A 22,723-nucleotide genomic window follows, 5' to 3' on the forward strand; every position below is an offset into this window, starting at 1 on the left:
TATATAAGATATATGATTTCAGATACAACTATTACGCATGTAATTCTTACGGGAGGAGTTGGGAGCCGATTATGGCCACTCTCCAGAAAAAGTCGACCAAAACAATATCTAGAAATATTTGAGGGAAAATCATTATTTGAAATGACAGTTGAAAGAAATAGTCATTTAGCAAGTAAAGTAATGGTTGTGGGGAATGTCGATAATCATCAATTAAGTGGGAAAGTAATGGATAAAACGGGTACTTCTTATATCAATATTATTGAAGCTACACCTAGAAATACAGCTGCAGCTATTGCTTTTGCAGCATTTGCATCGGAACCAGATGATGTATTAATTATTACTCCATCAGACCATATTATTGATCAAATGGAAAATTATAATCAAGCTATTTCTGAAGCTATTTCGAAAGCAAATGATGGTTTTATTGTGACTTTTGGTGTAATACCTACAAAACCTGAAACGGGTTATGGATATATAGAAGCAGAAGGAGATAATGTTATTTCATTTCGCGAAAAACCAAATGAAACAACTGCAAAAGAGTTTATCTCAAAAGGAAATTTTCTTTGGAATAGTGGAATGTTTTGCTTTAAAGCAAGCGTACTTTTAGAAGAATTGAAGAAATTCCAACCAGATGTTTATGAAAAATCAAAAACGGTTTGGGAAGAAAGTAAAAATGGGTTTTTAGATTTAGATTTATCAATGGAAATTCCATCAATCAGTATAGATTATGCTGTAATGGAAAGAAGTAAAAAAATCAAGGTTGTGCCAGCTTCTTTTTCATGGTCTGATTTAGGATCTTTCGAATCTGTTTATGATTATCTAAATTCAAAAGGACATTCTACAGATGCAAATGGTAATATGGTTATCGGTTGTGATAAACATACTACTTTCTTAGGATTAAAAAATACAATTTTTGTTTATACTGAAACTGCTAATTTAATTTTGCAAAAAGAAAATTCGCAAGATGTTAAAGATATTTATAGTGAATTAGAAAAGCAAAATTCTGAATTACTTAATTAGGAAAAATTAAAAATGAAAAAAATACTTATAACTGGTGGCGCGGGATTTATCGGTTCGCATGTAGTTAGACTATTTGTAAATAAATATCCTGAATATCAGATTTTTAATTTAGATGCTTTGACTTATGCTGGGAATTTAGAAAATATAAAAGATATTGAAAACAATACAAATTATAGTTTCGTAAAAGGAGATATTGTAGATGAAAAGTTTATTAATGAACTTTTTGCCCTACATAATTTTGATGGAGTTTTGCATCTAGCTGCAGAATCACATGTTGACCGTTCTATTGAAGATCCTTTGGCATTTGTAAAAACAAATGTTATTGGTACAATAAATTTATTAAATGCTGCCAAGAATCAATGGAAAGGTAATTTTGAAGGTAAAAGATTCTATCACATTAGTACAGATGAAGTTTATGGCTCATTAGGCTCTGAAGGACTTTTTACCGAAAAAACTTCTTACGATCCGAATTCTCCTTATTCTGCTTCAAAAGCTAGTTCAGATCACTTTGTTAGAGCTTACGGAGAAACTTATGGTCTGCCTTATGTTTTGACCAACTGTTCGAATAATTATGGATCCTACCATTTTCCTGAAAAATTAATTCCACTTTTCATTAATAATATAATAAATAATAAGCCATTGCCAGTTTATGGAGATGGAAATTATACTCGTGATTGGTTATTTGTTGAAGATCATGCAATTGCTATTGATTTAGTTTTTCATGAAGGGAAAAATCAAGAAACTTATAATATTGGAGGATTTAATGAGTGGAAAAATATTGATTTGGTAAGATTACTTTGTAAGGTAATGGATCAAAAATTAGGAAGGGATAATGGAGCTTCTGAAAAATTAATTACTTACGTTAAAGATAGACCAGGTCATGATTTGCGCTATGCAATTGATGCATCCAAGATTAATAAAGAGTTAGGTTGGAAACCATCAGTTACTTTTGAAGAAGGATTGGAGAAGACTATAAATTGGTATTTGAATAGTCAAGAATGGCTTCAAAATGTAACATCAGGGGCTTATAAAGATTATTATCAGAAACAATATTCATAATTTATAACAGCAGTTTTTTTAAAGAAAATTTAAATATAAGATGAAGAAAATCACTTACGTTCTTACTTTGTTTTTTATACTTGTAATGACAATAAACGTTCATTCTCAAGATATTCTTAAGTCAAAAGATTTGAGTTCTATTAATGTTGACTATCTATCCGATGACGACCTAGCAAAAATAAGCGCTCAGCTTAAAAGTAATAATACAACTATTGATCAAGTAGAGCCTATTGCTCTTTCAAGAGGGATGAGTTCAACAGAGTTTAATAAGCTCAAAACTAAACTTACTGAATACCAGAAAAAGAATTTAAAAGAATCTAAAAAAGACATTTCTTTAAAAAAAGATGATAATGATTCTAAGTCTGGAAGAAAACAAGAAAAAATAATAAATGAAAAAGTTAAAGATTCTGTGAATTCTTTGATTTTCGGCTCAGAACTATTTGATAATCCAACTTTAAATTTTGAACCAGATTTAAAATTAGCAACCCCAATGAATTATGTTTTGGGACCAGGTGATGAGCTACAAGTTAGTGTATTTGGTGTTCAGGAATATAATGCTAGTATACCCGTAAGTGTTGAGGGGAAAATAAGTATTGACTATGTTGGGCAGATAGCAGTATCTGGAATGTCTATAGAAGCAGCATCACAAAAAATAAAAGCAGCTATTGCAAGAGTTTATAGCACAGTTCGTTCAGGACAATCGCAAGTAAGTGTAAGTTTAAGCCAAATTAGAACAATCAAAGTTACAATTGTTGGTGGTAAGCAACCTGGAAACTATTCAATTTCATCATTAGCGACAGTTTATAATGCTTTGCATTTAGCAGGAGGACCCGGGAAAAACGGCAGTTATAGAAATATAGAATTAATAAGAAACAATAAAGTTTACAGAAATATAGATATTTATCGATTTTTAGTAAAGGGCGATCAATCTGATAACGTTAGTTTAAAGGAGAATGATGTGATTCGAATTCCAGCATATACTCAGCGAGTTACTGTTGAAGGAGAAGTAAAAAGACCAGGAATCTTTGAAATGAAAAAAGGGGAAAAATTCTCAGATTTGTTGAATTTTGCATCTGGATTTAATGAGTTTGCATACACTGCCTCAGTAAATGTTTTACAAAAAACAGGGAAAGAATTTAAAGTTCACGATATAAACGAAAGTGACTATAATTCTTATCAACCTCAATCTGGTGATGTGTTCCGAATAACCAAAATATTAAATCGTTTTGAGAATAGAATAAAAATTGAAGGAGCAGTTTTTAGACCAGATTACTATTCATTTACAGAAGGAATGAGAATTTCTGATCTTATTACTAGAGCGGAAGGTTTGAAAGAAGACGCTTATAGCAAAAGAGCAAGAATCATACGCTTAAAAACCGATTTAACCACAGAAATTGTTAATGTAGATTTAGGTGCAGCTCTTTCAGGAGATTTAAATGCTGATATTGAATTAAAAAGAGAAGATATTGTTACTGTTTATTCAATTTTAGATTTTAGAGAAGAGTACAAAATAACCATTGATGGAGAAATTAAAAATCCTGGAGAGTATGAATATTTTGAAAATTTGACACTAAATGATTTGGTGGTTCAGGTTGGAGGACTAACTGGTTCTGCATCAAAAAGGGTTGAAATTGCAAGAATGGTCAAATCAGATGCAATAGATGATACTGATCCTAAACGTATAGAATTAATTGAGCTAGAAATTACGGCTGATAATAATGAACAGATTAAAAATTTTGTTTTGAAGCCTTTCGATGTAATTAATATTCGTCGAATGGCAGTTTATGAAAAACCACAAATGGTTACTGTAAGTGGAGCTGTAGGATACCCTGGGAAATATGTTTTGGCTAATAAGAAAGAGACTGTCTATAATATTGTAATGAGAGCAGGTGGTTTAACTTCAATTGCAAATCTTGATGGAATGAAAATCAAAAGACCAATTAAAGAGGAACAAATTGAAACATTAGAAAGAGTTGACTTAAATATTTCTAAAAATGATACTTTAAAAGGTAAACTGGCTAAAAAACTCAAAGAAGACCTGAAATTTGCGACAATACCTGTAAATTGGGAAAAAATTGTAAAAGATAAGAATCACTTTTCCAATGTTACTTTATTTCCAGGTGATGAAATTGAGGTAGCAGTTTATAATGAGGGAGTTAAGGTGACAGGAAATGTTCTGTTAACTTCAGAAATTCCATATAGAAGTGGTAAAGGTTTTAAATATTATATAAATGCTGTTGGAGGTGTAGACAGTAAAGGATGGAAGAAAAAAGCCTATATAATTTATCCAAATGGAAAAGCAGATGTTACTACCTCATTTTTATTTTTCAAATCCTATCCTAAAGTAATGCCAGATTCTCAAATTGTTGTCCCGGAGAAACCTGAAAGGAAAAAAATGACTGCAGGAGAATGGGTTGGTATCGGAAGTGTTGTTTCTAGTTTAGCACTGTTAATTATTACTGCTTTCAATAAATAATTTATGGATAATAAGTCAATAAACAATGATGAGATATCATTAAAAGAATTATTACAAAAAGGGAAAGAATGGTGGAATTATATGATTTTGCAATGGAAAATCATTGTATTGGCAGGATTGATAGGAGCTACTTTAGGAGTAACCTATTCGATTCTTAAAAAACCAATTTATGTAGCTACTTTATCTTTTGCTTTAGAAGATGAAAAAAGTGGAGGAGGTTTAGGGGGAGCATTAGGATTGGCAAGCTCATTTGGTATAGATTTAGGAGGAGGTGGGGGAAGTGTTTTTACTGGTTCTAACCTAACTGAATTGTTCAAATCAAGATCAATGGTTGAAAAAACACTATTATCACCTGTTGTAGTTGAGGGAAAAACAATTTCGTTAGCAGAGATGTTCATTCAAAATAATGGATGGAGAGAAAAATGGAATAAAAAAGCAGAATTTTCAAATCTAAATTTTTTACCAAATTCTAATAGAAAATTATTTACAAGAGTTCAGGATAGTATCATGGGTAAACTATATGAGTCTATTTCAAAAGGAGGCTTGTCCGTTGCTCAAAAAGATAAAAAAATATCAATTATTACTATTGATGTTGCTTCAAAAAGTGAACTTTTTGCTAAATATTTTTGTGAAGCTTTAGCGAAAGAAGTTTCTGATTTTTATGTTGATACTAAAAGTAAAAAGGCAAGAATGAATATGTCTATTTTGCAACGTCAGACAGATTCTATCCGTGGAGAATTAAATGGAGCCATTACTGGGGTTGCACTTGCCAATGATAATACATTTAATTTAAATCCAGCTCTAAATGTTCGGCGCGCTCCTTCTGCTAGAAGACAGGTTGATGTTCAGGCCAATACAGCAATATTAACAGAATTAGTAAAACAATCAGAACTAGCTAAAGTTACTTTGCGTAAAGAAACACCATTAATTCAAGTTATTGACAGACCTATTTTACCATTGCATAAAGAACAGTTGGGTAAAATAAAAGGTTTAGTCATAGGTGGATTTTTAGCAGTTTTTTTTACTGCTTTTTGGTTGGTAGTAAGAAGAATATTAAAGAAAGTAGGCTATTAAGAAACTAATTAAAAGACAATATATATGTTTAAAGATAAAATTTTATTAATAACAGGAGGTACCGGTTCTTTTGGAAACGCTATGTTAAAAGGTTTTTTGAATTCAGATTTGAAAGAAATTAGGATTTTTTCGCGTGATGAAAAAAAACAAGAAGATATGCGGATTCATTACAAGAATGACAAGCTAAATTTTGTCATTGGTGATATTAGAGACTTTAATAGTATCAATGCAGCTATGAATGGAGTAAATTTTGTTTTCCATGCTGCAGCATTAAAACAAGTACCTTCTTGTGAATTTTATCCAATGCAGGCAGTTCAAACTAATATAATTGGAGCTGAAAATGTGTTAGAAGCAGCAGCTCGAAATAATGTTGAGAGAGTAGTGGTACTAAGTACGGACAAGGCAGTTTATCCTATTAACGCTATGGGAATTTCCAAGGCTTTTATGGAAAAATTGGCGGTTTCTAAAGCAAGAGATTTAAGAGTTAAAAATATAGATGCAATATATACAGCAACCCGTTATGGTAATGTAATGTGTTCTCGAGGCTCAATAATACCTTTATTTGTGAAACAAATAAAAGAAGGCAAACCGTTAACGATTACAAATCCAAAAATGACAAGATTTATGATGTCGTTGAACGATTCTGTAGATTTAGTTATGTTTGCTTTTTTGAAGGGAAATCCAGGAGATATTTTTGTACAAAAATCACCAGCTTCAACAATTGAAGATTTAGCTCAGGCTTTGAAAGAATTATTTAATGCAAACAATGAGATTAAAATTATAGGAGAACGCCATTCCGAAAAAATGTATGAGACTTTATGTGCCAAAGAAGAAATGGCAAAAGCTGAGGATTTAGGGAATTTTTATAGGATTCCTGCAGATTTCAGAGATTTGAATTATACAAAGTATGTGCAAGAAGATGGACCAAAGTTAGTCAGTACAGAATATAACTCAGATAATACAACAAGACTAAGTGTAGAAGAACTGAAGAAATTGCTTCTTACACTAGATTATGTTCAAGATGAATTAGCCTCTCACAATCAATAATTTTATATTTATGCTACCATTAGTAAAGACAAGTATACCAGATCGTGAAATTTTAATGCCGAGACTTGAAGAAGTTTTATATAGCGGTTATGTAGCTCAGGGGGATGTAGTAGAGGAATTTGAAAGAAAGTTTGAAGAATATATTGGAGGAGGTAACACACTTTCATTAAATTCAGGAACAGCAGCATTGCATATAGCTTTGATTTTAGCAGGAGTACAAGAGGGAGACGAAGTAATAAGTACTGCTTTAACAGCTGAACCAACCAATGTGGCGATAAAAATGGTAGGAGCCAAAGTAAGATGGGCAGACGTAGATTATAGTACTGGAAATATTTCTGCAGATTCAATTGAAAAAGTAATCAGCTCAAAAACAAAGGCAATTATTGTAGTCGACTACGCGGGAATTCCTGTTGATGTAAAACGAATTCAAGAGTTGTCTGAAAAATATAAAATTCCTGTAATAGAAGATGCAGCTCATGCTCTTGGGGCAAAATACAATAACAAAAAAACAGGAAATCATTTTCCGTTTACAGTATATTCGTTTCAGGCAATAAAGCATTTGACCACAATTGATGGTGGAGCACTTCAAATTTTGGATAATGATTTATATGAGCAAGGAAAAATAATAAGATGGTTTGGGCTTGATAAAAAACTAACCCGTATGGATAATAATATCACTTTTCAGGGATATAAATACCATATGAATAATGTAAATGCGACTATCGGAATTATTCAATTGGAGAATATAGAGAAGTTAGTTCAAAAATACATTGATAATGGAAAATTTTTTGACGAGCATTTAAAAGATGTAAAGGGAGTTGAGTTAGTTAAATATTACCCAAACTCTGAGCCGTCTTATTGGTTATACACCTTAAAAGTTGAAAATCGAAATGGATTTATAAAAATGTTGGCAGAAAACGGTATCATGGCGTCTGAACTTCATAAACGAAATGATTTACATACTTACTTAAATGATTACCCAACAGAATTACCAAATCTAGATTTGTTCTACAGTAAAATGGTACACATTCCTTGTGGTTGGTGGGTTACAGAAGAAGATAGAAACAAAATAATTAAATTGGTAAAGGGTGGCTGGTAATGTAAAAGGTTTGAAATTTTATGGCCCAATTGATGGTTTAAGATTTTTGTTTTTTGATAGTTTTTTTATTTCATGCTAAAGTTCCAGGTTTTTTGATAATCGTTTTTTAAAACATTTAGGTTCTTTGTCTTATGGGTTATATATTTATCATTGGCCAATTATTATTGTGCTAGGTAAGTTATTTAATAATTTTATAACAATAAGTTTAATAGGACTATTTTTAACCTATATCGTGTCTTTTGTATCATTTAACAACCTTGAAAAATACTTTATTAATTTAAAACATAAATTCAATTATTAAAATGATTCCGATTTACAAACCTTACATGCCTGAGAATATTACAGCAGAAATAAATGAAATACTTTATTCTGGACAATTAGGTTATGGAAAGCATGGGAAAATTTTTGAACACAAACTGCAAAATTTTATAGGCTGTGATTATATACTTTCAGTAAGTTCTTACAATATTGCAATGTTAATTGTATTGTCAACTTTAGGATTAAAAGAAAATGATGAAGTAATAGCAAGTCCTGTAAGTTGTTTAGCATCTAATCAACCTTTTGCAGTTAAAGGATTAAAGGTTATATGGGCTGATATAAATCCTGAAACAGGTAGTTTGTGTCCTGATGATGTTAGGTCAAAAATAACAAAAAAAACAAAAGCTATTTTTCATAATCATTTTTGTGGTTATTTGGGAGATATAGATGCAATTAATTCAATTGGTAAGGAGTTTGGTATACCTGTGGTTGATGATGGTATTGAAGCTTTTGCTTCTCAGTACAAAAGCAATAAATTGGGAAATGTGGGAACAGATGTTACTGTTTTCTCTTTTCAAACGGTTAGATTACCTAATACAATTGACGGAGGTGCAATTATTTTTAAAGACAAAGAACTTTATGAAAAAGCTTTATTAATACGAGATTATGGTATTGATAGAAAAAAATTTAGAACAGTTGATGGAGAAATAAATCCTGCTTGCGATATTAAATTAGAAGGTTATGCAGGTTTGATGAGTGAATTAAATTCTTTCATTGGTACAAAACAGATGGAAGATATTGAAAGATTATTGACTTTGCAGAAAAATAATGCTGAAACTTGGAATAAAAAAATAGCACACTTTGAAACAATTCATTCATTGAAATTAACAGGAGATACAATACCGAATTATTGGGTTTATGGTACTTTATGTAAAAATAGACCTGAGGCTATTGAAAATTTCAAAAAAAATGGTTTTTATGCAACAGGTGTTCATATAAACAATAATCTTTACTCTATTTTTCAAGATAAAAACTCTTTAAAAGGAGTTAACCAATTTATGGATCAATTTGTTGCAATTCCAAGCGGATGGTGGTTAAATAATAGTGATATATGAAATTTAATTTTTGTACACAATCTCAATTAACTGAGCAAAATTTAAAAAGTATCGTTAATTTAAAGAAAAAGCATTGGGATTATTCTGAGGAAGAGCATAGAAGATGGATTGACAACAATATTAACATCGAAGATTTCCATGTCTTGATGTTTCAAAATGAGACTCTTGTTGGTTATCTAAATTTAATTAATACAGAGGTAATTTTGAATAATGAGACACATTTTTTTTTAGGAATTGGAAATGTATGCTCTTTAGAAAAAGGATTAGGTTATGGCAAAGAACTACTAGTTGGGATGCAAAAGCACTTAGTTCAAAATAATTTAAAGGGAATTTTGTTCTGCAAAGACAATTTGGTTGATTTTTATAACAAATTTGGATGGAAATTAGTTTCTAAAAATAAAATCGTTTCTGAAAATTTGAAAAATGTGAATGTAATGTTGTACAATATTGATGACGATATTGAATGTGTTGATTACAAAGGAAGAAATTTTTAATAGACTTTTTTAAGATTGCTATTATACTTTGATTTAAGTAGTTTTTTAAAAAAAACTCTCTCGCCAATGATCAAATTTTAGATTAAAAAAATATTTTCAAATCTATTTGTATGTTAAACTTTTATATGTTTTATGACTCACTTTTTTTATCAAATTATTTTGTTTCTCGATTTATAAATGTCGTGACTTTTAATTACATACAGATTAATTTTTTAACATGAGTACAGTTAATAAAAACATAGCAGCGAATTATATAGGTAAATTATGGAGCTTTGCCTCCATTTTTATTTTTATTAGAGTTTATATAGAAATTCTTGGAATCCAATCGTATGCGATTATAAATTTTTATGCTGTTATTTTAGGTCTTTTGGCTTTTGCTGATTCTGGTTTGACAGTAACACTTAATAGAGAACTAGCTAAAGAAAACACAGTTGAAAATAAAGCAAATTTATTATTTACTTTTCAGAGAATTTATTTAGGAATATGTACCTCAGTAGTGCTATTGATTTTGCTGTTTTCGGATTATATTGGACACAATTTTTTAAAATCAAACCTTTACACGCCAATTGAAGTTTCTAACTTGGTTAAATTAATTGGTATAGGTATTGGATTGCAGTTATTTTCGACCCTATATGAGGGTGGTCTGATGGGATTACAAAAGCAAGTTTTAGTTAATAAAATAAATATAATTTGGAGTCTGTTTAGATCTGGGATTGTTATTTTTCCACTATTGTTGCTTCCTTCTCTGAAGGTTTATTTTATATGGCAAATTGTTTGTAATTTGGTTTTGCTAATTGTTTTTAGAGCAAATCTCTGGAATGAATTAAAAACAGATTCTAAAACTGTTTTTTCTAAAGAGTTGCTTAATAATATTTGGAAATTTGCATTAGGAATGATGGGAATTGCTTTTATATCAGCAATTAATATTCAAATTGATAAATTGGTAACTAGTAAAATTTTGGATTTAAAGTCTTTTGGTTATTATTCGTTAGCGACTACTATATCACAAATACCATTATTAGTAGCAACTCCTATTATTGTTGCAATATTTCCTGTTTTTTCTAAGTTAGTTTCTACTAAAAACATTACTGAGAAAACGGCTTATTTTCATAAGTTTGCCTCTATAATTACTATGATTTCTGCTCCAATTGTAGCATGTGTCTTTTTGTATTCTATCCCCTTAGTTACTTTATGGACTGGTGATGTGATAATTGCAAATGCAGTTGATACTACAGTTAAAATTTTGGTTATTGGAGGTTTTTTTTTATGTCTACAATTAATTCCCTATTATATATCACTAGCAAATGGGCATACAAGGACAAATATTATACTTGGTTTTTTGGGATTGTTTGTTATTATTCCTTTAATAATTTTTAGTGTTGATAAATACGGAATGGTTGGAGCAAGTTTTCCTTGGATTCTTGTAAATTTCATTTCTCTGGCAATCATGAGTACTGTTATAATTCATAAGTTTTTACCAAATCAATTTTTAAAATGGTTATTCTATGATGTGCTTATTCCAACCTTTATTACAATAGTTACCGTAACAGTAATTTATTTTTTAACTAATCATTTAGTTGGTAGATACTGGTTTGTTATTGAGATGTGTTTAATTGTAAGCATATCACTAATTTTAAATGTTGTAGTTTATAATAAAATTAACCATAAGGAAAAATTAATAAGTTTTAGTTCTCAAATAAAATAATAATGGCTAATCCATCAGCAGCTTTGCTATCTATAGTAATAGCTACAAAAAACAGAGAGTTTTATTGTATAGAAACTATCAAATCAATTTTATCGTTTAAATCTGATTTGATTCAAATAGCTATTTCTGATAATAGTGATACAAGACAAGTAGAAGTTTTTGTAGATTCTTTAAATGATAAAAATATAGTATATTCTTATAATAATTCAGCTATAAGTTCAATAGATAACTTTAATTATGCTATGGATTTAGCTACTGGTGAATATGTTATTTTACTAGGAGATGATGATTCTGTACATCCAAAAATTATTGAATTGGTTCAATGGGCGAAAGAGAATGATATTGAATCTATTTGCAGTAAAGATACATTTACTTTCTTGTGGCCTGGAGCACATCCGGAATTTCCAGAAGGGTTACTTAAAATTCCTAAAATTCAAAATTCCTATAGCTTAGCTGAACCCAAAAAAGAATTGATTAAACTATTAAAGAACGGTTTAGTTAATTATTTTTTTTATAACGTACCTAAATCATATCATGGCGTTATAAAAAAAAGCGCAATGGATGAGATAAAAAAAATAACGGGTAATTATTATGGAGCCTTAAGTCCAGATATATTTTCTGTAGTGAGTTTATCATTAATTGTGAAAAACCATTGTGTCTTAAATTATCCAATTACTATTGCCGGGGTATGTCCTGCAAGTACTACTTCCGCTCAAATTGTAGGTAGTCATTGTGGCTCATTAGATGAAATGCCTCATCTTAAAAATCGAAAAGATAACTATATATGGGACAGTTTAGTTCCAAAAATTTATAGCGTTTCTACAACATGGGGTGATAGCGGATTAAACGCTTTGACATCAAATAAAAGAGTTGATTTAAAAAAATATTTCAATTATTATCCTCTTATTGCTCAGACGATTATGATGAATAGGAAATATATTCTTAAATTTTCAATTACAAAAACTGAAGAATTCAGAATTGAAAGAAAAGCTAACTTTTTTGTATTTTGGTTTTTAGTTATCTATTATTCCTTTTTATTAATCGTTGAAAAATTAATAAAAACTCTTGGAAGTAAATTTAAAAAAGAAAATTCTCAGTATACCAATATAAATGGATTTGGAGATGTTTATGAAAAAATTGATTTAATACCTTTTTACAATAAATAAGTTTTAAAATCTGTTAATGATGTTTTTTTTTTATTTTTTATACCTAAATTAAGTTTATTAATATTTTTTTTAGATCTGGATGTAATAGTAAATACCAAAAATAATTGATTTTTATACTTATTCTAATAATTAATTTATAGTATTTCTTTAGAACTTCAACATTCAAATATGATTCCAAACGAACTGTATACTCCTGTCTACTATTCTTTACTATTAGTATTTTCATTATTATTTACTTTGCCATTGTTGGAGATAGTAAACTTCAATAACTATCCTAAAATTATTGGAAAATATGGTGTAGTTGTGTTTTTAATGATAACTATTTTGTTTATTGGATTTAGAGATCCTTATGATCAAGAGATATATTTTGGAGATACTATCAGGTATACAGAGTATTATAATGATTTTACATTTCTTGATCAATTTAAAGATATAGGTTATTATTATTATATGTTTTTGTGTAATAAAATTATGGGATTAAATGTTGTTCAATTTTATCTCATGACAGCTTTTTTATATGTATTCTTACAATATTTAGCAGTTAGAAATGTTTTAGAGTCTAATGTTTTTTTTCAGTTTGTTGTTCTATTAAGTAGTATGTCATTTTGGAATTACGGTGTAAACGGAATAAGAACAGGTCTTGCAAGCTCTTTTTTTTTATATGCATTTACAGCAAAAAATAAGTTTTTAAAGTTTACCTTTTTTGCTTTGAGTATAATTATGCATAAATCTTTTTTATTACCATTGCTTGCTTACTTCGTAGCATATTTATTTGGAAGTGTTAAGGGGTACATAAAATGGTGGATAGCCAGTGTTTTTATATCATTACTTATAGGACAAAAGATATTAGATTTTATAAATTCAAATTTGTCTTTTATGTCAAGTGACAATTCTGATGATAGGATTTCTCAATATATGTCAGAAACAAGTAATGATGGAGGAGTCTTTAGGATTGACTTTATAATTTATAGTGCTATTCCTATAGTGTTAGGTTATTATTATATTTTTAAAAAAGAATTTAATAGTAAATTTTATGAAATCTTGTTTAAAACTTATCTAATAACAAACAGTATCTGGGTATTATTAATTTATGCCAATTTCACTAACAGATTTGCATATTTATCTTGGATATTAATGCCTTTTTTGTTAATATATCCAGTTATTAAAGACAGCAATTTAATTAAAAAACAAAATATATTTATATTTTTTTTAATCTTTTGCAATTTGTTATTTACCATTTTAATGTTTATTAAAACTTTCTTTTTATAATGTTAATATCTGTCTTCACTCCAACTTATAATAGGTCTAATTTACTTCCTGATTTATACCAAAGTCTTTTGAGACAAACTTCTAGAAATTTTGAATGGTTGATAGTTGACGATGGTTCAACAGACGATACCTCAATAATTGTTCAAAATTTTATTAAAGAAAATATTCTTAAAATAAATTATATAAAAGTAAATAATGGAGGGAAGCATAGGGCTATAAATATTGGAGCAGATAACTCTATAGGAGAATATATTTTTATTGTTGATAGTGATGACATTTTAGAGTACAATGCAATTGAAATTGGAGAGAAATATTTAACTGCAATTGATTCTAATTTAGCTGGTGTGGTTTTTAGATTGAAGTATAAAGATGGCAGTTTAGTTGGAGAAAAACTACCATTTGAAGAAAAAATTACTTCTTATTTTGATGTTAGATATAATTTAGGATATAATGTAGATTTTAAAGAGTTTACAAGAACTGAAATTTTGCGAAATTATAAATACCCTGATTATGAAAATGAAAAATTCTGTTCTGAAGCATTAGTTTGGAATAGAATATCAGAAGATTATGATTTTTTATTTGTAGATAAAGCCATATATATATGTGAATATCTACAAGAGGGCTTGTCAGCAAATATAATTTTGAACAGACGCAAGAGTAGTAGCTATGCTATGGATGTATATGCTGAGCTATACAACAATAAAAAAGTCCCTTTAAAAACGAAATTGAAATCGCTAATTAATTTCTGGAGATTTGGATGGTACAATAATAAAAGCTTTAAAAGTAAATGGAAGCTTTTACAATATAATATTTTACCGCTGATGCTTTATCCAGTAGGTTGTTTAATGATTTTAAAGGATGAATTAGAAATGAAAAATAAATAATGAAAATTACTATTTTATTCTTAGGAAAAGTAGGCGCAGGACCTAGATACACACTTGAAATGGCTAAAGCTTTAAGTGAAAAACCTAATATTGAATTACAAATTATATTATCAAGTCTAATAGATAATCATGATGATTGGCTTAAAATAGAGAAAAAAGGAAATGTCAAAATCACATATTTTAATACTTACAAAAATAAAGTTGAATTTTTGTTTGCATTTATAAATTTATTTAAATCGTATAAAATATCTAGATGTATAAAAAAATTCAATCCAATCGTTCTCTATATTCCTATGATTAGCCTTTTAAATCCAGGAGTGCTACTTTTTTTAAGAAAAATTAATATTTATTACACTTTACATGATCCTATTGAGCATGTTGGCGAAGCTAATTTTTTTGTAGAATTAATAAGAAAATTTGAAATTAAAAAAGCGAAGAAAATAATATTATTAAATGTTTTCTTTAAAAGATATGTTTGTGATTTTTACAAGAAGCAAGAGGAAGATATAATGTATGTTCCACATGCTGCTTTTTTTTCAAATGAAGAAGTTACTTCAAATAATTGTTTCTTAGATAAAATTCTATTCGTTGGTAGAATCGAAGAGTATAAGGGAATTGGCCTTCTTTTAGACGCCTTCTCTGAAGCTATAAAATTACGTCCGAATTTGAAGCTTACGATTGCAGGTAGAGGTGAGCTTAGTCCTTATTTAGATAAAATTTCTAAGTTATCGGATAATATTGAAATTATTAATAGATGGTTAAAAGATGAAGAAGTAGAACAGTTGATAAAAAATCATGACTTTGTTATTTTACCATATATTGATGCTAGTCAATCTGGTGTTGTGCCTGTGGTATTTGCAAATAAGAGAACTGTTATTGCTACCAATAAGGGCGCATTAGCTGAGCAAATTCCTAATGGACTGGGATTTGTTGTAGAACCTAACCATTTAGATATTTCAAAGAAAATCTGTGAAATTTATGATGATGGTTTTTCTAACTTAGCTTTTATGAATGAAAAAGCTTATCAATACGCCATTAAAAATTTGACATGGCAATCATCTGCTGAAACATTGATAAGCCATTTTAATAATGAATATTACAGATAATGAATAAAATTCTTATTGTTATAACAGATTATGGTAGTTTCAATAATTTTCTTGCAGAAATTGCTGTCCAGCTAAGTTTAAATAATGAAATCCATATTGTTTGTTCACCTTCGAACGTAATCAATATTGTAGATAAATTTAATTATAATGATTATAATTTAACATTTCACTTTATTGATATTCCTAGGTCTACGTCAATTGCAAAGTTAATTAAGGCCGGACTTAAGATAAATGAGTTAATAAGAAAAAATAAAATTAATTTTGTCTATGCACATTTTACTACAGGAATATTTCCAGTAGTGCTACTGAAGAGCAAACACGTAGAGTACTGGGGAACTTTTCATGGATTAGGAATGAATGCAAGCGCTGGATTAAGAAAAGTTATGTTTGGTATTGTTGAAATGTTTTGTTTTTTAAGGCTTGATAGAATATTTCTTATAAACAATAAAGATTACAATTTGGTATCTAATATTTTTAAAAATAAAACTTATAAATATCAATCGTATGGAGTAGGATGTGATATAGATAAATTTGATAGTAATAAATTTCAATTAATAGATAAGAAAAACATAATAGAGGAACTAAAAATAGAAAATAAGTTTGTAATTACTTTTACAGGTAGATTTGTAGAATTCAAAGGTTTTGATTTAGTGTATCGCAGTTTCGTGAAATTAAATGATAGATATCCAGGTAAATTTTCATTATTATTAATTGGTGGAAAAGATCCAATACATTCATCAGGTCTTACAGCAGAAGAAGAGACATTTGTAAAAAATAACAAAAATATTATTAATGTTGGGTATACTTCAGAAGTAGAGAAATATTTAAAAGTTTCTGATGTTTTTTTATTTCCAAGTAAAAAAGAAGGACTACCAGTTTGTATTGTTGAAGCCCTTTCTATGGGTGTTCCAGTTGTAACATTGGACGAAAGGGGAAATGCTGATGTAGTAAAAGATAACTATAATGGATACTTAATCAAATCAATTTCAAAAGACAATGATATTAATGAAATTGTAGCAAAAATTGAATATTTATACAAGGATAATAATACTCTTAAACTTTTGTCTTCAAATTGCTTGATTGATAGAGAGAAATATTCGAGATCATTTTTTGTTCATGAGCAGATAAGCCTTATCAATGATTACAGAAGAAAAAAAATAGTTTAATTTTAATGAATAAAATATTAATTACAGGTAAATCCGGGTTTGTTGCTACAAATCTTTCTAGGTACTTAAACGAAAATGGTCATAATGTTGATTCTATTTCTTTAAGAGACTCAGATTGGAAATTGAATTCTGAAGCTAAAGCTATTATTCATTTAGCGGGTAAAGCTCATGATACAAAAAACACAAGTGATGCTTCTGAATATTTTAGAATAAATTCAGATCTTACTAAAGATTTGTTTGAATCCTTTTTAGATAGTCCTATCCAAAATTTTATATACTTTAGTAGCGTTAAAGCTGTTGCAGATACCGTTACAGATGTTTTAAATGAAGAAATAAGCCCAAATCCTAGTACACCTTACGGGCAATCTAAGTTAAAGGCTGAAGAATACATTTTGTCACGAGAAATTCCAAACGGAAAAAGAGTCTTTATAATAAGACCATGTATGATTCACGGCCCAGGAAACAAAGGAAATTTAAATTTACTATTTAATGTAGTAAAGAAGGGAATACCCTACCCTTTAGCATCTTTTCATAATGAAAGATCATTTTTGGGTATTGATAATCTTAATTTTTTAATTAAAGCAATTCTTGATAATAAAGAAATACCTTCTGGAGTCTATAATTTTTCTGATGATGAATTTTTATCTACAAATGATGTTGTAAAGACAATATCTTCAGTCTTAAACAAAAAAAATAAATTGGTTCGTGTTCCTAAAGTTATTATTAATAATATAGCTAAAGTTGGCGACGTTGTTAAACTGCCTTTGAATTCAGAAACAATTCAAAAGCTAACTGAAAATTATCGAGTTTCAAACGAAAAAATAAAATTAGCGATCGGCATAGAAAAACTTCCCAATACAGCATTTCAAGGATTAGAAAAAACTATAAAAAGCTTTATCGAAAAATAAATGGAATATACAATTTTAGGAATTATTTTAATGATTATCATGTTACTTTATTTTAAAGTAGCTGATCATTTTAATATAATTGACAAACCCAATCAAAGGAGTTCGCACACAGACATAACGTTAAGAGGAGGGGGAATTATTTTCTGGTTTTCAGCTTTGCTTTATTTTGTACAGCATATCCAAACAAATTATTTTTTCTTTACAGGAATAACATTAGTGAGTTTGGTTAGTTTTTGGGACGATATTCAAAGTCTATCTAATAAAATTAGAATTTCAATTCATTTTCTTTCAATTACCCTGGTTTTTTTCGATTTGGGATTATTCACTTTATTTCCAATTTGGGGTATCACACTGGCTTATATTTTAGCAATTGGTCTAATAAATGCCTATAATTTCATGGATGGAATTAATGGTATTACAGGAGTTTATACTTTAGTAGTTATGGGATCTCTATTGTATGTAAATACAAAAGTTCAGCTTTTTGCGGATAGTGGTTTTATAAAGTATGCGATGATGGCTAGCCTAATATTTTTGTTTTTTAATTATAGAAAAAAGGCAAAATGTTTTGCGGGAGATGTTGGGAGTATTGCCATAGCATTTTGGGTGATTTATCTAATTTTAAAACTAATTCTTGTAACAGAATCGCTGATTTGGCTTTTGTTTTTAGCCATATATGGTGTTGATGCAATATGTACTATTATGCATCGATTATATTTAAAACAAAATATATTTGAGGCACATCGTCTGCATTTTTATCAAATTTTAAGTAATGAATATAAAATACAACACAGATTAGTATCATTACTTTATGGATTGGTTCAAATTATAATTTCATTTCTAGTGGTAAATCTTTATCAGAAAGTTGATGATGCAATTATCTTTTTAATTATAATTCTTCCTTTGCTTGTTGTTTATTCATTAAAATTTTATTTGTTAAATAAAAATAATTTAAGATTAAACGTATGAAACCACGAGTAATTCAAGGAGGAAATTTTTCTGATCATAGGGGAAGCATCTCGTTTGTAAATGATTTTAATTTTTCTGATGTCGAAAGATTTTATATTATAAGCAACTCCAAAGAAAATCCTTTGCGCGCATGGCAAGGACATAAATTAGATGCTAAAAATTTTTATTGTCTTACAGGATCTTTTAAAGTCCATTTTATAAAAATTGATAATTGGGAAAATCCTTCAAAAGATTTAATCATTGAGACGATTTTAGTTTCAGAATTTGATAGTAAAATTGTTCACATTCCTGCAGGTTATGCTAATGCTATAGAATCTTTAGAAGAGAACGCAAAATTAATATCATTTTCTACATTACCATTAACAAATGTAAGCGAGGATGATGTGCGTTATCCAGCAGATTATTGGTCAATTCCTAATGAGTAATAAGAGAATTTATTTGTCGTTATCTCAAGAAAGCGGTTTTGAACAAAAATATATTCAAAAGGCTTTTAAATCAAACTGGATTACTTCTGGAGGACCAAATGTAGATGAATTTGAAAATGAGCTTCAAGATTATTTTGGAAAAAAAGCATTTGTTACGGCATTAAATTCTGGAACATCAGCGATACACTTAGCGTTAATTTTGTTAGGAGTGGAGAGTGGAGATGAAGTAATCTGTCAGAGCATGACATTTTCGGCATCAGCAAATCCTATTTTGTATCAAAATGCTATTCCAGTATTTGTTGATAGTGAGTCTGAAACATGGAATATTTGTCCAGAAAATTTAGAAATTGCCATAAAAGATCGAATAAAAAAAGGAAAAAAACCGAAAGCTATTATCGCAGTTCATTTGTATGGTACACCTTATAAAGTAGATGAAGTTCATTCTATTGCTGAGCAGTATGGTATTCCAGTAATTGAAGATAGTGCAGAAGCATTTGGCAGCACTTACAAAGGAAAGAAATGTGGTAAATTTGGTGATTTTGGAATCCTTTCTTTTAATGGAAATAAAATTATTACAACTTCAAGCGGAGGAGCATTAATAGTTAATTCAAAAGAGGAAAAAAATAAAGCAATTTTTTACGCTACTCAATCGAAAGATAAGGCGGTACATTATCAGCATAGTGAATTGGGATACAATTATAGAATGAGCAATATTTGCGCAGGAATAGGTCTCGGACAGCTGAAAATATTAGAACACAATATTCTGTCTAGAAGAAATAATCACTTGTTTTATAAAGAAGTTTTTAAAGGCATCATTGACGTAGAACTTTTTGACAATCTTAATGAGGATTTTTTTTCAAATTATTGGCTTAATACAATATTGTTAAAAACAAAAGAACAAAGAGAAAATTTCAGAATTGCTTTTGAAGAAGCAAATATAGAAAGTCGTCCTTTATGGAAACCAATGCATTTACAGCCACTTTTTGAAAAATACCCTTACTACGGTAATAATATAGCAGAAAAGTTATTTGAAAGAGGATTGTGCTTGCCATCAGGATCAAATTTAACACAGCAAGATAAAATTAGAATAGAAGAGGTTATATTTAATTTCTTTAACTGAACAACATTAAAAAATGAAAATTGAAAAAACATTTATAAAAGATTTAGTGATTGTAGAACCTACAGTTTTTGGAGATGAAAGAGGCTATTTTTTTGAATGTTACAGTAAAACAAAATTTGAAAATTTAGAAATTAATATTGATTTTGTTCAGGATAATCAATCCTTTTCTAAAAAAGGAACTTTAAGGGGGTTACATTATCAAAACCCTCCTTTTGCTCAAACAAAATTAGTTCGAGTTTTAGAAGGTGAAATTATTGATGTTGCAGTAGATCTACGAAAAGATTCTCCTACGTATGGGAAAGCATTTAGCATTTTGCTATCAGCAGAAAATAAAAAACAATTATTAGTTCCTCAAGGTTTCGCTCATGGTTTTTCAGTAATAAGTGAAACGGCTTCAGTAATGTATAAATGTGATCAATTTTATAATAAAGCTTCAGAAGGTGGAATTAAATATGATGATCCATCTTTAAATATTGATTGGGGAATGAATTTAGAAGAAGCAATAGTTTCTGAGAAAGATCAGATTCTTCCTTTTATAGATAATTGTAACAGTTTATTTTAATGAAAAAAATTTTAGTAACCGGCGCAACAGGACAAGTAGGAACCGAACTTTCTGTTTTAGCACCTAAGTATCCTCAATACGAATGGATATTTGCCGATCGTACGAAAGCAACATTAGATAATTTAGAATTACTTCAAACTCAAATAGAAGCAATTAATCCAGATATTGTATTTAATTGTGGAGCTTACACTGCAGTTGACAAAGCTGAATCGGAAAAAGAATTGGCATTTACTATAAATCAAGCTGCGGTAGCATTAATTGCAAAATATACAGTAGAAAAGAATGCAAGATTAATTCATATTTCGACAGATTACGTTTTCGATGGCTCTTCTTCGATTGCTTTAAGCGAAGAGTCAAAAACTAACCCCATAAATGTTTACGGAGAAAGTAAGTTAGCTGGCGAAATTGCTTGTTTAAAAGAAAATCCAGAATCAATTATTATTAGAACTTCTTGGGTTTACAGTAAGTTCGGAAATAATTTCGTGAAAACAATGCAAAGGTTAATGCAAGAAAGAGACAAAATTAATGTGGTAAATGATCAAATAGGATCACCTACCTACGCTGCCGATTTAGCACAAGCAATGATTGATATAATAGAATCGCCAAAATGGATTTCAGGAATTTATAATTATTCAAACGAAGGAGAAATTAGCTGGTACGAATTTGCGTTAAGTGTAAAAGAATTTGGTGGTTACAATTGTAAAGTAGGAGGAATTCCAACATTATCTTATCCAACACCTGCAAAACGCCCAAATTTTTCATTGTTGGATAAAACTAAAATAAAATCAGTTTATAATCTAGAAATCCCAAATTACAAAAAGAGTTTAAGGAAAATATTTGTTTAAAAAATTTTATGAAAGGAATTATATTAGCTGGAGGTTCTGGTACAAGATTGCATCCGCTAACGTTAGCGGTAAGTAAACAATTAATGCCAGTTTATGATAAGCCAATGATCTATTATCCTTTGTCGACTTTGATGATGGCGGGAATTAATGAGATTTTAATCATTTCAACTCCTCATGATTTACCCCATTTCAAAAAACTTTTAGGAGATGGAAATACAATTGGTTGTAAATTTAGTTATGCTGAGCAACCAGATCCTAATGGATTAGCGCAAGCTTTTGTAATTGGTGAAGAATTTATTGGAAAAGATGATGTTGCATTAATATTAGGAGATAATATCTTTTTTGGATCAAATATGCAGGAGCTCCTTAAGTCGAATACAAAACCAAATGGAGGAGTTGTCTTTGCTTATCATGTTTCAGATCCTGAAAGATACGGAGTGGTTGAATTTGATGAAAATTTAAAAGCAATTTCAATAGAAGAAAAACCAAAAGAACCAAAGTCAAATTATGCAGTTCCGGGATTGTATTTCTATGATAATTCAGTTGTTGAAATTGCAAAAAATATTAAGCCAAGTGCTAGAGGCGAATATGAAATTACTGATGTAAATAAGGTTTATCTTGAAAAAGGGAAATTAAAAGTTGGTATATTAAGTAGAGGTACCGCTTGGTTAGATACTGGAACTTTTAATAGTTTGATGCAAGCAGGACAATTTGTTCAGGTTTTAGAAGAAAGACAAGGATTAAAAGTGGGTTGTATTGAAGAAATTGCATGGAGACAAGGCTTCATTGATGATGCCCGACTTGAAGAGTTGGCACAACCTTTACTCAAATCTGGCTATGGCACATACTTGATAGAATTTTTAAAACAAAAGAAAAAAGGTGTTAAAATTTAATTTCAACCTATAAGTAATGGTTTAAAACCTTTAATTTGTATTTTTGTATAAAGTTCAAATTTTACT

21 protein-coding genes are annotated in these 22,723 nt (G+C 29.2%); all 21 read left to right on the forward strand.

Going from position 1 to position 22,723, the window contains the following annotated elements:
* The first annotated feature begins 12 nt into the window (after positions 1 to 12).
* The 21 genes from P0R33_RS15650 (at position 13) to rfbA (ending at position 22,657) form a co-directional block, all read left to right on the forward strand.
* Positions 13 to 1,020 carry a mannose-1-phosphate guanylyltransferase gene (locus tag P0R33_RS15650; RefSeq protein WP_276172085.1) on the forward strand — a complete coding sequence of 336 codons (1,008 nt, stop codon included), beginning with the start codon at positions 13 to 15 and terminating at the stop codon, positions 1,018 to 1,020.
* 12 nt (positions 1,021 to 1,032) lie between these two features.
* Positions 1,033 to 2,079 carry a dTDP-glucose 4,6-dehydratase gene (rfbB, locus tag P0R33_RS15655; protein ID WP_276172086.1) on the forward strand — a complete coding sequence of 349 codons (1,047 nt, stop codon included), beginning with the start codon at positions 1,033 to 1,035 and terminating at the stop codon, positions 2,077 to 2,079.
* A 40-nt stretch (positions 2,080 to 2,119) separates the two neighbouring features.
* Positions 2,120 to 4,555 (forward strand): SLBB domain-containing protein, encoded by a 2,436-nt coding sequence (locus P0R33_RS15660; protein ID WP_276172087.1) that lies wholly within the window; start codon positions 2,120 to 2,122, stop codon positions 4,553 to 4,555.
* Positions 4,556 to 4,558: 3 nt separating this feature from the next.
* A complete protein-coding gene (locus P0R33_RS15665; RefSeq protein WP_276172088.1) occupies positions 4,559 to 5,629 on the forward strand; it encodes a lipopolysaccharide biosynthesis protein in 1,071 nt (356 codons plus the stop codon).
* Between the two features lie 24 nt (positions 5,630 to 5,653).
* Complete coding sequence (locus P0R33_RS15670; RefSeq protein ID WP_276172089.1) at positions 5,654 to 6,676, forward strand: polysaccharide biosynthesis protein; 1,023 nt, start codon at positions 5,654 to 5,656, stop codon at positions 6,674 to 6,676.
* A 10-nt stretch (positions 6,677 to 6,686) separates the two neighbouring features.
* Positions 6,687 to 7,775, forward strand: coding sequence for a DegT/DnrJ/EryC1/StrS family aminotransferase (locus P0R33_RS15675; protein ID WP_276172090.1), 1,089 nt, complete (start codon positions 6,687 to 6,689; stop codon positions 7,773 to 7,775).
* Positions 7,776 to 8,101: 326 nt separating this feature from the next.
* Positions 8,102 to 9,148, forward strand: coding sequence for a DegT/DnrJ/EryC1/StrS family aminotransferase (locus tag P0R33_RS15680; protein ID WP_276172091.1), 1,047 nt, complete (start codon positions 8,102 to 8,104; stop codon positions 9,146 to 9,148).
* Positions 9,145 to 9,642 (forward strand): GNAT family N-acetyltransferase, encoded by a 498-nt coding sequence (locus tag P0R33_RS15685; RefSeq protein ID WP_276172092.1) that lies wholly within the window; start codon positions 9,145 to 9,147, stop codon positions 9,640 to 9,642. Before P0R33_RS15680 ends, P0R33_RS15685 begins: the two co-directional genes overlap by 4 nt.
* 217 nt (positions 9,643 to 9,859) lie before the next feature.
* The gene (locus P0R33_RS15690; RefSeq protein WP_276172093.1) at positions 9,860 to 11,347 is read left to right on the forward strand and encodes an oligosaccharide flippase family protein; all 1,488 of its coding nucleotides are present in this window, start codon (positions 9,860 to 9,862) and stop codon (positions 11,345 to 11,347) included.
* A 2-nt stretch (positions 11,348 to 11,349) separates the two neighbouring features.
* Positions 11,350 to 12,513 carry a glycosyltransferase gene (locus P0R33_RS15695; protein WP_276172094.1) on the forward strand — a complete coding sequence of 388 codons (1,164 nt, stop codon included), beginning with the start codon at positions 11,350 to 11,352 and terminating at the stop codon, positions 12,511 to 12,513.
* Positions 12,514 to 12,681: 168 nt separating this feature from the next.
* Positions 12,682 to 13,782, forward strand: a complete 1,101-nt coding sequence (locus P0R33_RS15700; protein ID WP_276172095.1) for an EpsG family protein — start codon at positions 12,682 to 12,684, stop codon at positions 13,780 to 13,782.
* A 68-nt stretch (positions 13,783 to 13,850) separates the two neighbouring features.
* Entirely contained in the window at positions 13,851 to 14,666 is an 816-nt protein-coding gene (locus tag P0R33_RS15705; protein WP_276172096.1) for a glycosyltransferase family A protein, read from the forward strand.
* A complete protein-coding gene (locus tag P0R33_RS15710; protein WP_276172097.1) occupies positions 14,666 to 15,772 on the forward strand; it encodes a glycosyltransferase family 4 protein in 1,107 nt (368 codons plus the stop codon). The genes P0R33_RS15705 and P0R33_RS15710 overlap by 1 nt, the downstream gene beginning before the upstream one ends.
* Positions 15,772 to 16,938 carry a glycosyltransferase gene (locus P0R33_RS15715; RefSeq protein ID WP_276172098.1) on the forward strand — a complete coding sequence of 389 codons (1,167 nt, stop codon included), beginning with the start codon at positions 15,772 to 15,774 and terminating at the stop codon, positions 16,936 to 16,938. Before P0R33_RS15710 ends, P0R33_RS15715 begins: the two co-directional genes overlap by 1 nt.
* 5 nt (positions 16,939 to 16,943) lie before the next feature.
* Positions 16,944 to 17,846: an NAD-dependent epimerase/dehydratase family protein gene (locus P0R33_RS15720; protein WP_276172099.1), complete on the forward strand. Its 903-nt coding sequence runs from the start codon at positions 16,944 to 16,946 to the stop codon at positions 17,844 to 17,846.
* Positions 17,847 to 18,812 (forward strand): glycosyltransferase family 4 protein, encoded by a 966-nt coding sequence (locus P0R33_RS15725; RefSeq protein WP_276172100.1) that lies wholly within the window; start codon positions 17,847 to 17,849, stop codon positions 18,810 to 18,812. It begins immediately after the preceding gene.
* On the forward strand, positions 18,809 to 19,237 hold the full coding sequence (locus P0R33_RS15730) for a WxcM-like domain-containing protein (protein ID WP_276172101.1): 429 nt from the start codon (positions 18,809 to 18,811) through the stop codon (positions 19,235 to 19,237). Before P0R33_RS15725 ends, P0R33_RS15730 begins: the two co-directional genes overlap by 4 nt.
* Positions 19,230 to 20,357: an aminotransferase class I/II-fold pyridoxal phosphate-dependent enzyme gene (locus tag P0R33_RS15735; RefSeq protein WP_276172102.1), complete on the forward strand. Its 1,128-nt coding sequence runs from the start codon at positions 19,230 to 19,232 to the stop codon at positions 20,355 to 20,357. The genes P0R33_RS15730 and P0R33_RS15735 overlap by 8 nt, the downstream gene beginning before the upstream one ends.
* 13 nt (positions 20,358 to 20,370) lie before the next feature.
* Positions 20,371 to 20,919: a dTDP-4-dehydrorhamnose 3,5-epimerase gene (rfbC, locus tag P0R33_RS15740; protein ID WP_276172103.1), complete on the forward strand. Its 549-nt coding sequence runs from the start codon at positions 20,371 to 20,373 to the stop codon at positions 20,917 to 20,919.
* Entirely contained in the window at positions 20,919 to 21,764 is an 846-nt protein-coding gene (gene rfbD, locus P0R33_RS15745; protein ID WP_276172104.1) for a dTDP-4-dehydrorhamnose reductase, read from the forward strand. Before rfbC ends, rfbD begins: the two co-directional genes overlap by 1 nt.
* An 8-nt stretch (positions 21,765 to 21,772) precedes the next feature.
* Entirely contained in the window at positions 21,773 to 22,657 is an 885-nt protein-coding gene (gene rfbA / locus P0R33_RS15750) for a glucose-1-phosphate thymidylyltransferase RfbA (RefSeq protein ID WP_276172105.1), read from the forward strand.
* The last annotated feature ends 66 nt before the right edge of the window (positions 22,658 to 22,723 follow it).

Origin of the sequence: Flavobacterium sp. YJ01 (assembly GCF_029320955.1) — a bacterium.
Lineage (GTDB): Bacteria > Bacteroidota > Bacteroidia > Flavobacteriales > Flavobacteriaceae > Flavobacterium.

Excerpts from the sequence above, each read along its gene's own strand:
- rfbB (WP_276172086.1), top strand. The coding sequence starts at position 1,033 with ATGAAAAAAATACTTATAACTGGTGGCGCGGGATTTATCGGTTCGCAT.
- P0R33_RS15690 (WP_276172093.1), top strand. The coding sequence starts at position 9,860 with ATGAGTACAGTTAATAAAAACATAGCAGCGAATTATATAGGTAAATTA.
- P0R33_RS15650 (WP_276172085.1), top strand. The coding sequence starts at position 13 with ATGATTTCAGATACAACTATTACGCATGTAATTCTTACGGGAGGAGTT.
- P0R33_RS15660 (WP_276172087.1), top strand. The coding sequence starts at position 2,120 with ATGAAGAAAATCACTTACGTTCTTACTTTGTTTTTTATACTTGTAATG.
- rfbC (WP_276172103.1), top strand. The coding sequence starts at position 20,371 with ATGAAAATTGAAAAAACATTTATAAAAGATTTAGTGATTGTAGAACCT.
- rfbA (WP_276172105.1), top strand. The coding sequence starts at position 21,773 with ATGAAAGGAATTATATTAGCTGGAGGTTCTGGTACAAGATTGCATCCG.
- P0R33_RS15725 (WP_276172100.1), top strand. The coding sequence starts at position 17,847 with ATGGAATATACAATTTTAGGAATTATTTTAATGATTATCATGTTACTT.
- rfbD (WP_276172104.1), top strand. The coding sequence starts at position 20,919 with ATGAAAAAAATTTTAGTAACCGGCGCAACAGGACAAGTAGGAACCGAA.
- P0R33_RS15670 (WP_276172089.1), top strand. The coding sequence starts at position 5,654 with ATGTTTAAAGATAAAATTTTATTAATAACAGGAGGTACCGGTTCTTTT.
- P0R33_RS15735 (WP_276172102.1), top strand. The coding sequence starts at position 19,230 with ATGAGTAATAAGAGAATTTATTTGTCGTTATCTCAAGAAAGCGGTTTT.
- P0R33_RS15680 (WP_276172091.1), top strand. The coding sequence starts at position 8,102 with ATGCCTGAGAATATTACAGCAGAAATAAATGAAATACTTTATTCTGGA.
- P0R33_RS15715 (WP_276172098.1), top strand. The coding sequence starts at position 15,772 with ATGAATAAAATTCTTATTGTTATAACAGATTATGGTAGTTTCAATAAT.
- P0R33_RS15695 (WP_276172094.1), top strand. The coding sequence starts at position 11,350 with ATGGCTAATCCATCAGCAGCTTTGCTATCTATAGTAATAGCTACAAAA.
- P0R33_RS15665 (WP_276172088.1), top strand. The coding sequence starts at position 4,559 with ATGGATAATAAGTCAATAAACAATGATGAGATATCATTAAAAGAATTA.
- P0R33_RS15710 (WP_276172097.1), top strand. The coding sequence starts at position 14,666 with ATGAAAATTACTATTTTATTCTTAGGAAAAGTAGGCGCAGGACCTAGA.
- P0R33_RS15675 (WP_276172090.1), top strand. The coding sequence starts at position 6,687 with ATGCTACCATTAGTAAAGACAAGTATACCAGATCGTGAAATTTTAATG.
- P0R33_RS15700 (WP_276172095.1), top strand. The coding sequence starts at position 12,682 with ATGATTCCAAACGAACTGTATACTCCTGTCTACTATTCTTTACTATTA.
- P0R33_RS15685 (WP_276172092.1), top strand. The coding sequence starts at position 9,145 with ATGAAATTTAATTTTTGTACACAATCTCAATTAACTGAGCAAAATTTA.
- P0R33_RS15720 (WP_276172099.1), top strand. The coding sequence starts at position 16,944 with ATGAATAAAATATTAATTACAGGTAAATCCGGGTTTGTTGCTACAAAT.
- P0R33_RS15730 (WP_276172101.1), top strand. The coding sequence starts at position 18,809 with ATGAAACCACGAGTAATTCAAGGAGGAAATTTTTCTGATCATAGGGGA.